Raw genomic sequence first — 13,600 nt, 5'->3', positions numbered from 1 at the left:
TTTGGTCAGGCCGGACCGGGAGCCCGGCCTGTTGGAGCGAATAAACGGGAGGAAGACATGACGCGGAAACTCTTCGCCGGGGCAGCAGTCCTGGCGCTGTCAGCGGGCGGTGCCTTTGCGCAGGACCTGAAATTCCCTGTCGGCGAAGGCGCCTTCAACTGGGACAGCTACAAGGCCTATGACGAGGCGACCAATCTGGACGGCCAAAGCCTGACCATCTTCGGCCCCTGGCGCGGCGAGGATCAGGCGCTGGTGGAATCGGTGCTGGCCTATTTCAGCGCCGCTTCGGGCGTGAAGGTGAATTATTCGTCCTCGGAAGGCTACGAGCAGCAGATCATGGTCGATACCCAGGCGGGCAGCCCACCCGATATCGCCATTCTGCCGCAGCCGGGCCTGATCGCGGAACTGGCGGCCAAGGGCTTTATCGCGCCGCTGGGCGACGAGACGAAGAAATGGCTGGAAGACAACTATGCCGCGGGCGCCGACTGGGCCAAGCTCGGCACCTACAAGGGCAAGGACGGGGAAGAAGCCCTTTATGCTTTCCCCTACAAGGCCGACGTGAAGTCGCTGGTCTGGTATTCGCCCGACAATTTTGCCGATGCGGGCTATGAAATCCCGAAAACCATGGCCGAGCTGAAGGCGCTGACCGACAAGATCGTGGCGGATGGCGGCACCCCCTGGTGCATCGGTCTGGGGTCGGGCGGTGCGACGGGCTGGCCCGCGACCGACTGGGTCGAAGACCTGATGCTGCGGACCCAATCACCCGAAACCTACGACAAATGGGTCAACCACGAGATTCCGTTCACCGATCCGGCCGTTGTGGGCGCAATTGAGGAATTCGGCTGGTTCGCCAAGAATGACAAATATGTCGCCGGTGGCGCCGCCGCCGTGGCCTCGACCGATTTCCGCGACAGCCCCAAGGGTCTCTTCGCCTCGCCGCCGCAGTGCTACATGCACCGTCAGGCCTCGTTCATCCCGTCCTTCTTCCCGGAAGGCACCGTGGTGGGTGAGGATGCCGACTTCTTCTACTTCCCGGCGGATGACACCAAGGACCTCGGCACCCCGGTGCTGGGCGCAGGCACCCTGGCCTTCATCACCAAGGACAGCGATGCCGCACGGGCCTTCATCGACTTCCTGAAAACCCCGATCGCCCACGAAGTCTGGATGGCGCAAAGCGGCTTCGTCACCCCGTTCAAGGGCGCGAATGCCGAACTCTATGGTTCGGGCGCGCTGAAGAAACAGGGCGAGATGCTGACCTCGGCCACCACCTTCCGGTTTGACGGTTCTGACCTGATGCCGGGCGCCGTGGGCGCGGGCAGCTTCTGGACCGGCATGGTCGATTACGTTGGCGGCAAGTCGGCGGCGGATGCGGCAGCCCAGATCGACGCGGCCTGGCCGAAGTGATCCGGCGCGCGGGTCCGGTGTTCCGGGCCCGCGCTTCGACCGCGTGTTCGATCAGAGGGAGGGGGGAACATGCATCCCGCATTTCAAGCCGTGCTGACCATCGTGGTCGGTGTCGGCGGTTGTATCGGTTATTTCTATTTTGCCAATCTCGTGCTGGACAAGGTTCTGTTCCCCGCACGCGGACCGCAGGCCGGGCGCAACATCAACCGCGCCAATATGATCCGGCCCTGGCTGTTTCTGCTGCCCGCCCTGATCGCACTTGGCCTTTATCTGGCCTATCCGGTCTTTGCGACGCTCTGGCTGTCGCTGCATGACAAGACGGGTGAGACCTTCGTCGGTGGTGCCAATTACGCCCAGATGATGACGGAAGCGAAATTCTGGGAATCGATGCGCTCCAACGCCCTGTGGCTGGTGGTGGTGCCTGCGGCCTCGACGGCTTTTGGCCTGCTGGCGGCCCAGCTGACGGACCGTATCTGGTGGGGCAGCATTGCCAAGTCTTTGATTTTCATGCCGATGGCGATTTCCTTTGTCGGCGCCTCGGTGATCTGGAAGCTGATCTATGACGTGCGCCCCGCAGGGACCGACCAGATCGGCATCCTGAATGCGGTCTATCTGGCGCTCGGGGGAGATGCGCCGCAGCAATGGCTGCAGATCCCGTTCTGGAACAACTTTTTCCTGATGGCGGTGCTGGTCTGGATCCAGTCGGGCTTTGCCATGGTGATCCTGTCTGCCGCGCTGCGTGGCGTGCCTGAGGACACGATCGAGGCAGCCATCCTGGACGGTGCCAATCCGTTCCAGATCTTCTTCAAGATCAAGGTGCCGCAGATCATGGGCACGATCATCGTGGTCTGGACGACCATCACCATCGTGGTGCTGAAGGTCTTCGACATCGTCCGCGCCATGACCAATGGCCAATGGGAAAGCCAGGTTCTGGCCAATTACATGTATGACAAGCTGTTCACGGCCTCGGATTGGGGTGTGGGTTCGGCTGCGGCCATGGTGATCATGGCGCTGGTGACACCCATTCTGGTCTGGAACGTCTACAACGCCCGCAAGGAGATGCGCTGAGATGGCCCGACCCGCAATCTGCGACCGTAAAGGAGCAATTCATGGATAACATCGCCGGTTCCAAGCCCGCGCTGGTCTGGGCGGTTCATCTATCGGCCGCACTTCTGGTGGCGCTCTGGGTCTTTCCGACGCTGGGGCTGTTCATTTCGTCTTTCCGCACCGCCGACCAGATTGCCTCGTCAGGGTGGTGGCGGTCGCTCTCGACGCAAGAGGCGCAGATGCCCGCGATCCGTCTCAAGGGCGAGGAGGTGCAGCGCGACGGCGTCTATGTGATCGACGGCACGCTCTTTGATGGGGCGGGCGCCACGATCAGCCGCTGGGGGTTTAATTCCAAGGACCCCGAGGCCTATGCGGCAGGCGAAACCGCGGCCCTGCCCACGGGTGAGGCGCTGACCGTGACCGAGACGGGGGCCTTCACGCTCTCTTCGACACAGACGATGGCCGATCTGCGGATGCCGCGCGTCTTTGCCACTGCCAGCACGCCGCCGCAGTTCACGCTGAACAATTATGACACGGTGCTGTTCAAACCCGCGCCGGGGCAAAGCGTCGGCAAGGCCTTTCTGAACACGCTGACGGTGTCGATCCCGGCCACGATCATCCCGATCCTGATTGCCGCCTTCGCTGCCTATGCGCTGGCCTGGATGGAGTTTCCGGGCCGGGCGCTGCTGGTGGCGGCGGTGGTGGGTCTGCTGGTGGTGCCGCTGCAACTTGCGCTGATCCCGCTTCTGCAGTTCCACAACATGATCGGCATCGGCAAAGGCTATCTGGGGGTCTGGCTCGCCCATACCGGGTTCGGCCTGCCGCTCGCGATCTACCTTTTGCGAAATTACATGGCCGGTCTGCCGCGCGACATCATCGAAAACGCCAAGGTCGACGGCGCGACAGATTTCCAGATCTTCACCAAGATCATCCTGCCGCTGTCCTTTCCGGCGCTGGCCTCTTTCGCGATCTTCCAGTTCCTCTGGACCTGGAACGACTTGCTGGTCGCCATGGTCTTCCTTGGCACGACCGAGGATCAGATGGTGCTGACCGGCACGCTTTTGAACCTCATGGGTTCGCGCGGGGGGGATTGGGAAATCCTGTCCGCCTCGGCCTTCATCTCGATCGCGGTGCCGCTGGCCGTGTTCTTCGCAATGCAAAAATACCTCGTGCGCGGTCTGCTGGCCGGCTCGGTGAAGTGAGACGACAATGACCCTTCCGAAAGACCCGAATTGGTGGCGTGGCGCGACGATCTATCAGATCTATCCGCGCAGCTATCAGGACAGCAACGGCGACGGCATCGGCGATCTGCCGGGCATCACCGCGCGGCTGGATCACATCGCGGCCCTGGGGGCTGATGCAATCTGGATCAGCCCGTTCTTCACCTCGCCCATGAAGGACTTCGGCTATGATGTCAGCGATTATTGCGACATCGACCCGATGTTCGGCACGTTGGCCGATTTTGACGCGCTGGTGGCGCGGGCCCATGATCTGGGCCTGCGGGTGATGATTGACCTTGTGCTGTCGCATACCTCGGACGCGCATCCCTGGTTCCGCGAAAGCCGGATGGACCGAACCAACCCTAAGGCCGACTGGTATGTCTGGGCCGAGCCGAAACCCGATGGCACCGCGCCGAACAACTGGTTGTCTGTCTTTGGCGGTTCAGCCTGGCACTGGGACGGGCGGCGGCGGCAGTATTACCTCCACAACTTCCTGACCTCGCAGCCCGACCTGAACCTGCACAACCCGGATGTGCAAGAGGCGCTGCTGCAGGTGGCGCAGTTCTGGCTGGAACGCGGGGTGGATGGATTCCGCTTGGATACCATAAATTTCTACTTTGCCGACAAATACTTGCGCGACAATCCTTCGCTGCCGCCCGAACTGCGGAACGACAGTATCGCGCCCTCGGTGAATCCCTATAACCACCAGCTGCACCTGTTTTCCAAGAACCAGCCGGAAAACCTTGAATTCCTGAGGAAATTCCGCGCCGTGCTGAACCCCTACGGCGCGGCGGCCGTGGGCGAGGTGGGCGATGCCCAACGCGGGCTGGAGATCATGGCCGAATATACCTCGGGCGGGGACAAGGTGCAGATGTGCTACCCGTTCGAGATGCTGCAACCCAGCCGCCTGACCGCGACGGGGGTTGAGGAAACCTTTGCCCGCATGGCGGCGGCCGCACCCGATGCCTGGCCCTGCTGGAGCTATTCGAACCACGACACGGTCCGTCATATCACACGCTGGAACCTGTCGGACGCAGCGGCCAAAACCTATACGGCGCTGCTGGTCTGCTTGCGCGGGTCGCTCTGCCTCTATCAGGGCGAAGAGCTGGGCCTGCCCGAGGCAGAGCTGGCCTTTGAAGACCTGCAAGATCCCTATGGCATTGAGTTCTGGCCCGAATTCAAGGGGCGCGATGGCGCGCGCACGCCGATGGTCTGGCAGACCGACAATGCGCTGGCGGGGTTCAGCACTGCTCCGCGCAGCTGGCTGCCGGTGACGGCGCCGCATCTGCCGCGGTCCGTGGCCGCGCAGACGGGCGACCCGTCCTCGATGCTGGAACATTACCGCCGCGCCCTGGCCTTCCGCCGCGCCCATCCCGTGCTGCGCGACGGCAGCATGGCGGGTATCGTGGCCGAGGGCGGCGTCATCCGCTTTACCCGTGGTGCAGGGGCAGGCGCGATCTTCTGCGCCTTCAACCTGTCCGAGGTGCCGCAAGAGATCGGGCTGCCCGTGGGCGCATGGGAACTGATCGGGGCAGAGCTGGGCAGCCAGCCTGCAGACAAGAACAGGGTGAACCTGGGGGCATGGCAGATCTGCCTTGCCCGCCAGGTGTGAAGGGGGGAAGTCATGGCCAAGCTGAATCTGTCCGGGGTTGAAAAGGCCTATGGCGAGGTGAAGGTCCTCAAGGACATCAATCTCGACATCAAATCCGGCGAGCTGATCGTTTTTGTCGGCCCCTCGGGCTGCGGGAAATCGACCTTGCTCCGCATGATCGCGGGGTTGGAGAAGATTACGGGGGGGGATTTCACCATTGATGGCGTCCGCATGAACGAGGTTCCGCCCTCGGAACGCGGGATCGCGATGGTGTTTCAGTCCTATGCGCTTTACCCGCATATGACGGTGCGGGAAAACATGTCCTTTGCGCTGAAGCTGGCGAAGAAGCCGCAGGCCGAAATCAACGCCGCGGTGGAAAAGGCCGCGCGCATCCTGCAGCTGACGCCCTATCTGGAACGTTTGCCCAAGGCGCTGTCGGGGGGGCAGCGGCAGCGGGTGGCGATCGGCCGGGCCATCGTGCGCGACCCGAAGGTCTATCTCTTCGATGAGCCGCTCTCGAACCTCGACGCCGCGCTGCGCGTGGCCACGCGGATCGAGATTGCCCAGCTGAAAGAGGCGATGCCCGACAGCACCATGATCTATGTGACCCACGATCAGGTCGAAGCGATGACACTGGCAAGCCGCATCGTCGTGCTGGCCGGGGGCGGCATCAGCCAGGTCGGCACGCCGCTGGAGCTGTATGAACGTCCCGAAAACGAATTCGTCGCGCAATTCATCGGCAGCCCGTCGATGAACCTCATGCCCGGTGAGATCGTGGAGACGGGCGCCCAGACCCGTATCCGGCTTGAAAACGGAGGCGAGGCTGTGGCCGCGATTCCGACCCAGGCCAGCGACAAGGGGCTGAAGGTCAATCTGGGCGTGCGCCCCGAGGATCTGGTCCCGACGGAAGGCACCGCGCTTTACACCGGGCAGGTCGAGATCACCGAGGCCCTGGGCGAGGTGACGCTGCTCTATTTCCGCAAGGAAGGTGACCGTCAGGTCGTGGCCAAGCTGCCCGGCATCCACCGCGATCTGCGGCACGGGACAGTGCGGCTGACCGCCGATCCGTCGAAGATCCATCTCTTCAGCAACGGCCGCTCGCTGCTCTATCGCTAAGGGTAAGGGGCGGCGGAAGGGCCGCCCCATACTTTGTTCAGCGTTGCGCGCGGGCGTGGAAGATGAAGCCGAGGAAGTTCAACAACACCTGCGCGGCCAGGATGCCGGTGGATTGCGTCGGGTCGTAATCCGGCGCGACCTCGACCAGATCGATGCCCACGACATCATGGTTGCGCGCGACCCCCTGCAGAATTTCCAGCACCTCGTAATAGAGGAACCCGCCATGCGAGGGCGTGCCGGTCCCTGGTGCGATCGAGGGGCAAAAGCCGTCAATATCGATGGTGACGTAGATCCGCGCGCCCTTGGGGATGCGCGCCAGCACCCCTTCGGTGCCCAGTTTCCGCACCTGCCGCACCGAGAGGATATCATCCCCCATTGCCCGCGCGGCAACATAACCTTCCTGCGTGGTCGAGCTGACGTTGCGGATCCCAAGGGCGGTGATCCCGGTCACATAGTCTTTCTCAGCCGCGCGGCGCATCGGGTTTCCATGGCCGTGGCGCACCCCGTGGCGCACATCGACGAAATCCAGATGCGCGTCGATTTGCAGGATGTGGATCGGCCCCTGATCGTCAAAGGCGCGGATGCAGGGGATATTCACCGAATGGTCCCCCCCGATCACCACCGGCAGGGCGCCTGCCTTCAGGATCGCGCGCACCCCGGCCTCGATATTGGCGTGGCTGGTTTCGGTGTCGGTATGCACGATATCGGCATCCCCGATATCGACGATGCGGACATCGCCGCCCAGATAGGTGCAATCATCCTCATGGTCATAGGCGCCCGCATGGCCGAAGCTGAAGAGGGTTGAAGCCTCGCGCACCGCGCGCGGGCCAAAGCGGGCACCCGCCCGGAACTGGGTGCCGAAGTCGAAGGGCGCCCCCATGACCGCGACCTCGGCGTCGATCTTGCTCCAGTCCGGTTGGTAAGGGCGTTTGCCGAAGGTCGAAATGCCGACGAAGGGCAGGTTGAGCCGTCCGGTGTCATAGCTGTTGGCAGACATGTTTTCTCTCTGTTGGGCCTATGCCCGGTACTCTTGGCCGAGGGGGCGGCCGGGGCTTGTTCCTTTGCGACAGCGCATGTCGTGGACGATCTGTCGCGCGCGGGGGGCTTTTTTGAGGCTGCAGGATGGGTTACGCCTTCTCCCATAGGTTTCATGAGGTACCCATGTCCGACCCGCGTCCCGACCCTGCCGGCTATCGCCCGCGGTCCTTCCCGCCGCCGGAGTTTCCGCCGCGCAAGCCCCGGCTCTTCGCGCGGATGCCGCCTGCCGTCTTTCCGGCGCTGATGGGGCTTTTGGGGCTGGGGCTGGCGCTGCGGCGGGGGTTGCAGGCCTTTGGCCTGCCGCCCGAACCGGCCGAGCTGTTGTTGGGGGTGGCGGTCGCGCTCTGGGCCTTTGCGGCGGTGGGCTATGCGGTCAAGATCGGCCGAAGGCCCGGCGTCGTGGCCGAGGACCTGCGGACCCTGCCGGGCCGGGCCGGGCTGGCGGCGGGCAGCCTTGGGGCGCTCTTGGTGGCGGCGGTGATGGTGCCTTATGACGCCGGGGTCGCGCAGGGGGTGCTTTGGGCGGGGCTGGGGCTGCATGGGGTGCTGGCCCTGCTGGTGATCCGCCATTTCCTGCAGGCGCCGAAAGAGGGGCGCGAGGTGACGCCGGTCTGGCATTTGCATTTCGCGGGCTTCATCATCGGGGGGCTTTCGGCCGTACCGCTGGGTCTGACCCAGCTTGCGACCGGTCTGGTCTGGCTGACGGGTCCGATAGCGGTGGCGATCTGGCTCTGGTCGCTCTGGCAGATCGTGACGCGGGTGCCGCCTGCGCCGCTGCGTCCGCTTCTGGCCATCCATCTTGCGCCGGCAAGCCTTCTGGCGACGGTGTCGGCGGGGTTGGGGCTGTGGCAGGTCGCCATCGGCTTTGGCGTTGTGGCGGCGCTGATCGCGCTGGCATTGCTGTTCGGGGCGCGTCACATGGTCATCAGCGGGTTTTCGGCGCTGTGGGGGGCCTTTACCTTTCCGCTGGCGGCGCTGGCGGGGGCGCTGTTCGCGTTGCAATTGGATGTGACGGGGGCGATGATCTTGGCCTTCGGGATGGGCTTCATCCCCTATGTCGTGGTGCGGGTACTGGTGGCCTGGATGAAGGGCGGCCTTGCCGCGCGCACCAACGCGGCCGAGGCCTGATCACCGCGGGATGGTCGCCACGAACCCGCGCGCGATCATCACCCCAGCGCATCGGCAACGGCGCCGCTGGGTGCCGCGTGGTTCGCATGCGCGGCTTCTTCGCCGCCCCAGGCCACCCGTGCTTCATGGTCGGCCGGATCGGGCAGGCCATCCCGTCAGAGGGGCGAAAGACGTCGATGCGGGCGCCCGCCTCATGGCGGGCCACGCCCATCTGGCCGTGGTGGGTATAGGTGGCGTTTTTGATAACTGCGGCGATCCGGCCCGGCGCGGGCAGGGCGGTTCAAGCCGCTCCGCGATCAGGTGACGGCGCAAACGGACCCTGCACCCCGCGGCGAAAGCGGTAGAAACAAGGCGATTTCGGCTTGCGCTTGGGCGCGGGGCATGAAACAGGGAACCGCCAAACGATCCCTTCCATCGACCCGTTCAGGAGGCTCCCATGGAGATTCGCGAGGCGCTCACCTTTGACGACGTGCTTCTGGTTCCGGCGGCGAGCAACGTGCTCCCCTCTGATGCCGACACTTCGACCTATGTGACCAAGCAGATCCGCATGAACATCCCGCTGATGTCTTCGGCCATGGACACCGTGACCGAGGCCCGCATGGCCATCGCCATGGCCCAGGCCGGGGGGATCGGGGTGATCCACCGCAATCTCGACATCGAGGCCCAGGCCCGCGAAGTGCGCCGCGTGAAGCGCTTCGAAAGCGGCATCGTCTATGCGCCGATCACGCTGACGCCGGATCAGACACTGGCTGATGCGAAAGCCCTGCAGGACCGCTATAACGTCACCGGTTTTCCGGTCGTGGATGCCGACGGGCGGGTCGTGGGGATCGTGACCAACCGCGACATGCGCTTTGCCAGCGATGACAAGACGCCGGTCCGCGTGATGATGACCTCGGACAATCTGGCGATCCTGCAGGAACCGGCCGACCGGGCGCAGGCGATCAGCCTGATGAAGGCCCGCCGGATCGAAAAGCTGCTGGTGACCGATGGCAAGGGCAAGCTGACGGGTCTTCTGACACTGAAAGATACCGAGAAATCGGTGCTGAACCCCCATGCCTGCAAGGATGACATGGGGCGCCTGCGCGTGGCCGCGGCCTCGACCGTGGGGGATGCGGGGTTTGAGCGCAGCCAGGCGCTGATCGAGGCCGGGGTGGACATGGTCGTGATCGACACCGCCCATGGCCATAGCGAGGGCGTGGCCCGCGCGGTGGAACGCATCAAGGCGCTGTCCGGGTCGGTGCAGGTGGTGGCGGGCAACGTGGCCACCGGGGCCGCGACGCGGGCGCTGATCGATGCCGGGGCCGATGCGGTCAAGGTGGGGATCGGTCCGGGGTCGATCTGCACCACGCGGATCGTCGCCGGTGTGGGCGTGCCGCAGCTGACCGCGATCATGGACAGCGCCACCGCGGCCGGGGATATTCCGGTCATCGCCGATGGGGGGATCAAGTTCTCGGGCGATTTCGCCAAGGCCATCGCGGGTGGTGCGTCCTGCGCCATGGTGGGCTCGGCCATTGCCGGCACCGATGAAAGCCCCGGCGAGGTCATCCTGTGGAATGGCCGCAGCTACAAATCCTATCGTGGCATGGGCAGCCTTGGCGCCATGGCGCGCGGCTCGGCCGACCGTTACTTCCAGAAGGACGCGGCCTCGGACAAGCTGGTGCCGGAAGGGATCGAGGGGCAGGTGCCCTACAAGGGGTCCGTCGCCACGGTGCTGCACCAAATGGTTGGCGGCCTGCGTGCCGCGATGGGCTATACCGGCAACCGCACGGTGGCCGAGATGCGGCAGAACTGCAATTTCGTGCGGATCACCGGCGCGGGTCTGAAGGAAAGCCACGTTCATGACGTGCAGATTACGCGCGAAAGCCCGAATTACCGTATCGGCTGATCGGATCGGTTGGGGGGCGGGGGCCTTGGCCTTTGTCCCATTGAAAAACGCCGGGGCCTTGCGGTCCCGGCGTTTTTCTTTGCAGTCTCGGCGCGATCAGGCGTCGGGGCGGCGCAGGTCTTCGGGCAAAAGCGCAGGCGGCGCCGCACCCCCGACCGGGTCCAGCAGCAGCTGATCGGCAAAAGCGATGCGATCCTCGCTTTCGCGCACCAGCGACCAGAGCGCGCGCATATCAGCCTCGAAGGGTTCCGGCCCGATCTCGCCCGCGTCGCGCAGCTTTTCCAGCTCGTGCATGACCTCGACCGTGTAATCCTCAAGACCCATGGCCTGAATCTCGCCATCGGTATCATGGCGCAGCGCATGGGCGACGGCAAAAAGCACGACCTGGCAGAGCGCCTCGCCCGCCGTGGCGCCCCTGGCCATCCGATGGGCGATCAGCGCCTCGCCTGCGATGGTCAACTCGAACCCAAGCACCTGCAGCGTCTCGCGCAGGCCATCCATCACATCGGGGTCAATGGCGGCGGGGGGCGCGGCCATGGCCATTGGTGCGCCGCCCAGATCCTCGGCAAAGCCGACCGGGGTCCGCACGGGCTTGGGTGGTGCCGGGCGCGGAGCCGAAGCGGGCAGGGGCGCGGCATCGACGATCAGGCCGGGGGCCAGCTCAATCGGTTTGGGCGCGGGGTCCGGTTCGGGAAGGGACTCTGGCTCGGTGACGGGCGGCTCGGGCAGGGGTTCGGGGATCGGCAGGGGTTCGGGCGCCGGGATCGGCGCCAGTTCGACCACGGGTTCGGATACCGGCGGCTCAGCGTCGATCACCGGTGCAGCGGTCTCGATCACCGGGGTTTCGGCGGCGACTTCAGCCACGGTCTCAGGTGCGGCGTCCGGCGCGGGTGTCTCGGCCACCGGCACCACCGGGCGCAGCAGCGTGACCGTCTTGGCCCCGAAAATGCGCCACAGCACAAAGGGCTTGCGGTCATATTCCTCGACCAGCCCAAGTGCCTTCAGCCGCGCCAGCGGGCGCGACACTTCCAACCCCTTGCCGCGCGCTTCCACCGAAAGCCGGTTGCGATCCACCGGGCCGCCTGCGGCGAACATCCGTTCAATGACAGCCAAAAGCTCCTGCTCGGTGCGGTCGAGCGGTTTGTCCTGCATGATGCCCTCATCTTCAAGCGGAGGGTCGCTTCGCAGATCGGGGGGGCCGCGTCAATGCAACTTGGGTCGAGGGGGCGGCCTCTTTCCGCTTGCCTGCCCCAAGGTGGCCTGCGACAGAGATCCATCAGAGCCGAGCATCCCATGCCCAAACCGACCTTCCAGCAGATTGCCCTGCGCGCCGGCGTCGGTACGGCCACGGTGGAACGCGTGCTGAACGGGCGCGGCGGCGTGCGCCCCGAAACCGCGAAACGCGTGATTGCCGCTGCCCGTGCGCTGGACTGGCCGGGTCGCCTGCCCGAAGCCCATCGCGGGCTTTTGCGGATCGAGGTCATCCTCGTGCGCCCTGAGGCCACATTTTTCAGCCGCCTGTCGCAGGCCTTTGAACGGATCGCGGCCACGCTGGACCCGTCGGTCTCCGTCCATCGCACCTTCATGGAGGAACATGCCCCCGAATCGATTGTCGCCCGCATCCTGCGCCCGCCTGCGCCGCGGTCCGGGTTGATCATCGTGGCGCCCGATCATCCGTCGATTCGGGCTGCGCTGGTTCAGGTGCAGGGGGGTGGCCTTCCGGTGGTGCAGATCGTGACCCGCGCCGACCCGCGCGCCGATTATGTGGGGATCGACAATTACGCGGCCGGGCGCATGGCAGGGCTTTTGATGGCGCGCATGGCCGAGGGGCGGGGGCCGGTCGTCGCCCTCTGCCATAGCCAGATCTACCAGGTTCATCGTGATCGCATCCGTGGGTTTTCCGACTATCTGCAGGCGCATGGCCCCGCGCATCTGCCCTTCGTGCAGGTGCTGTTCGCGCGGGATGAGGCGCAGCTTGCGGGCGATCTGGTGCTACAGGCGCTGCGGCGCTGGCCCGATCTGGCGGGGATCTACAATTCCGGCGGGGCCAACGGCGCGGTGGCGGCGGTGCTGCGCGCCCAAGCTGCACGTCCTTTCTACATCGGGCATGAGCTGACCGAGCGCAGTGCCTGCGCCCTGCGCCAAGGTATCATGTCGGTGGTGCTGGATCAGGTGCCCGAGGCGCAGGCGCGGCGGGCGATGGATCTGATGCTGGCCCGTCTGGGGCTTTTGCCCGGGCCGGTGGCGAACCCGCCCATCCGCTTTGTCACGATCACACCGGAAAACATCTGACGGACTTGATGTGATCTGATCAAGGAAAGCCGCGCATCCTGACCGAAGCGGCTTTATCCCTGCGTCAACGACGGAGGGACCAACATGGCGCGACGCATCACGGTTTACGATCTGCACAGCCGCAAGGGGCAGCAGAAATGGCTTCAACTTCATGTCGACAGCGCGGCCGAGGCCGCAGCGGCGGTCGAGGCGGGGATTGTCATCCTCTCTTGCGAGCCTGACCATAACTTTGAGGCGATCCGCGCGGCGGTGCCCCATGCCTTCCTCTCGGCGGGGATGCCGCATGGCGCGGTATCCACCCCGGATGAGGCTGTGCGGCTGGGGTTTGAGCTGCTGCGCCGTGGGGCAGACAGTGTCTATTGTTCCCATTCGCCCCGGTTCATCGAGGCCATGGCCGCCGAGGCGATTCCGGTGACGGGCCATGTCGGGCTGGTGCCGAACCGCGCCACCTGGACGAATTACCGCGCCATCGGCAAGACCGCCGATGAGGCGCTGCGCGTCCTGCGCGCGGTGAAGGATCTGGAAAACGCGGGCGCGGCCTGTGTCGAGGTTGAGGTCGTGCCGGTGCCGCTGGCGGATCTCATCACCCGGCGCACGCCGCTGATCACGATGGGGATGGGCTGCGGGTCGGCCTGCGATACGCAATATCTGTTCAGCTCGGACGTGCTGGGGACCCATGCGGGGCATTACCCGCGCCACGCCAAGAAATACGCCGATTTCCTGGCACTTGAGGCCGGGTTGCAGGCGCAGCGTGTGGCGGCCTTCCGCGCCTTCGCGGCGGATGTCGAGGGCGGCACCTACCCCGAACCGCACCATCAGGTCGGGATGGACCCGGCAGAGCTGGACCGGCTAGAAACCTTGGCACAATCGATCTGAGGG

The 13,600-nt window shown here is 65.0% G+C and carries 11 protein-coding genes; 9 read left to right on the top strand and 2 right to left on the bottom strand.

What is annotated here, in order from left to right; translation table 11 throughout:
• Nucleotides 1-57: 57 nt before the first annotated feature.
• The 5 genes from IE101_RS02630 (at nt 58) to IE101_RS02610 (ending at nt 6,378) form a co-directional block, all read left to right on the top strand.
• Complete coding sequence (locus IE101_RS02630) at nt 58-1,404, top strand: ABC transporter substrate-binding protein (RefSeq protein WP_189632229.1); 1,347 nt, start codon at nt 58-60, stop codon at nt 1,402-1,404.
• A 69-nt stretch (nt 1,405-1,473) separates the two neighbouring features.
• The gene (locus IE101_RS02625) at nt 1,474-2,472 is read left to right on the top strand and encodes a carbohydrate ABC transporter permease (protein WP_189632228.1); all 999 of its coding nucleotides are present in this window, start codon (nt 1,474-1,476) and stop codon (nt 2,470-2,472) included.
• A gap of 41 nt (nt 2,473-2,513) precedes the next feature.
• On the top strand, nt 2,514-3,653 hold the full coding sequence (locus IE101_RS02620; protein ID WP_189632227.1) for a carbohydrate ABC transporter permease: 1,140 nt from the start codon (nt 2,514-2,516) through the stop codon (nt 3,651-3,653).
• 7 nt (nt 3,654-3,660) lie between these two features.
• Nucleotides 3,661-5,283, top strand: a complete 1,623-nt coding sequence (locus tag IE101_RS02615) for an alpha-amylase family glycosyl hydrolase (protein WP_189632226.1) — start codon at nt 3,661-3,663, stop codon at nt 5,281-5,283.
• Nucleotides 5,284-5,295: 12 nt separating this feature from the next.
• Nucleotides 5,296-6,378 (top strand): ABC transporter ATP-binding protein, encoded by a 1,083-nt coding sequence (locus tag IE101_RS02610; protein WP_189632225.1) that lies wholly within the window; start codon nt 5,296-5,298, stop codon nt 6,376-6,378.
• Nucleotides 6,379-6,415: 37 nt separating this feature from the next.
• On the opposite strand, the gene speB is transcribed toward IE101_RS02610, so the two are convergent.
• Nucleotides 6,416-7,375: an agmatinase gene (gene speB, locus IE101_RS02605; protein WP_189632224.1), complete on the bottom strand. Its 960-nt coding sequence runs from the start codon at nt 7,373-7,375 to the stop codon at nt 6,416-6,418.
• A 164-nt stretch (nt 7,376-7,539) separates the two neighbouring features.
• Here speB and IE101_RS02600 point away from each other — a divergent pair, with 164 nt between their 5' ends.
• Nucleotides 7,540-8,544 (top strand): TDT family transporter, encoded by a 1,005-nt coding sequence (locus tag IE101_RS02600; RefSeq protein WP_189632223.1) that lies wholly within the window; start codon nt 7,540-7,542, stop codon nt 8,542-8,544.
• 436 nt (nt 8,545-8,980) lie between these two features.
• A complete protein-coding gene (guaB, locus tag IE101_RS02595) occupies nt 8,981-10,429 on the top strand; it encodes an IMP dehydrogenase (RefSeq protein WP_189632222.1) in 1,449 nt (482 codons plus the stop codon).
• Nucleotides 10,430-10,525: 96 nt separating this feature from the next.
• Here guaB and IE101_RS02590 read toward each other — a convergent pair whose 3' ends face one another.
• Nucleotides 10,526-11,581 carry a hypothetical protein gene (locus IE101_RS02590; protein WP_189632221.1) on the bottom strand — a complete coding sequence of 352 codons (1,056 nt, stop codon included), beginning with the start codon at nt 11,579-11,581 and terminating at the stop codon, nt 10,526-10,528.
• A gap of 141 nt (nt 11,582-11,722) precedes the next feature.
• On the opposite strand from IE101_RS02590, the gene IE101_RS02585 reads away from it, so the two are divergent.
• Nucleotides 11,723-12,721 carry a LacI family DNA-binding transcriptional regulator gene (locus tag IE101_RS02585; RefSeq protein WP_189632220.1) on the top strand — a complete coding sequence of 333 codons (999 nt, stop codon included), beginning with the start codon at nt 11,723-11,725 and terminating at the stop codon, nt 12,719-12,721.
• Nucleotides 12,722-12,805: 84 nt separating this feature from the next.
• A complete protein-coding gene (locus IE101_RS02580) occupies nt 12,806-13,597 on the top strand; it encodes a 3-methyl-2-oxobutanoate hydroxymethyltransferase (RefSeq protein WP_189632219.1) in 792 nt (263 codons plus the stop codon).
• Nucleotides 13,598-13,600 lie beyond the last annotated feature (3 nt).

Source organism: Gemmobacter lanyuensis (genome assembly GCF_014652355.1).
GTDB classification, from domain to species: Bacteria; Pseudomonadota; Alphaproteobacteria; order Rhodobacterales; family Rhodobacteraceae; genus Gemmobacter; species Gemmobacter lanyuensis.
The sequence above is the reverse complement of the archived record's forward strand: the minus strand, read 5'-3'. Positions and strand labels throughout refer to the sequence as shown.

Bases quoted from the DNA above. Each gene is read 5' to 3' on its own strand.
- IE101_RS02630 (WP_189632229.1), top strand. From the start codon at position 58: ATGACGCGGAAACTCTTCGCCGGGGCAGCAGTCCTGGCGCTGTCAGCG.
- IE101_RS02625 (WP_189632228.1), top strand. From the start codon at position 1,474: ATGCATCCCGCATTTCAAGCCGTGCTGACCATCGTGGTCGGTGTCGGC.
- IE101_RS02620 (WP_189632227.1), top strand. From the start codon at position 2,514: ATGGATAACATCGCCGGTTCCAAGCCCGCGCTGGTCTGGGCGGTTCAT.
- IE101_RS02615 (WP_189632226.1), top strand. From the start codon at position 3,661: ATGACCCTTCCGAAAGACCCGAATTGGTGGCGTGGCGCGACGATCTAT.
- IE101_RS02610 (WP_189632225.1), top strand. From the start codon at position 5,296: ATGGCCAAGCTGAATCTGTCCGGGGTTGAAAAGGCCTATGGCGAGGTG.
- speB (WP_189632224.1), bottom strand. From the start codon at position 7,375: ATGTCTGCCAACAGCTATGACACCGGACGGCTCAACCTGCCCTTCGTC.
- IE101_RS02600 (WP_189632223.1), top strand. From the start codon at position 7,540: ATGTCCGACCCGCGTCCCGACCCTGCCGGCTATCGCCCGCGGTCCTTC.
- guaB (WP_189632222.1), top strand. From the start codon at position 8,981: ATGGAGATTCGCGAGGCGCTCACCTTTGACGACGTGCTTCTGGTTCCG.
- IE101_RS02590 (WP_189632221.1), bottom strand. From the start codon at position 11,581: ATGCAGGACAAACCGCTCGACCGCACCGAGCAGGAGCTTTTGGCTGTC.
- IE101_RS02585 (WP_189632220.1), top strand. From the start codon at position 11,723: ATGCCCAAACCGACCTTCCAGCAGATTGCCCTGCGCGCCGGCGTCGGT.
- IE101_RS02580 (WP_189632219.1), top strand. From the start codon at position 12,806: ATGGCGCGACGCATCACGGTTTACGATCTGCACAGCCGCAAGGGGCAG.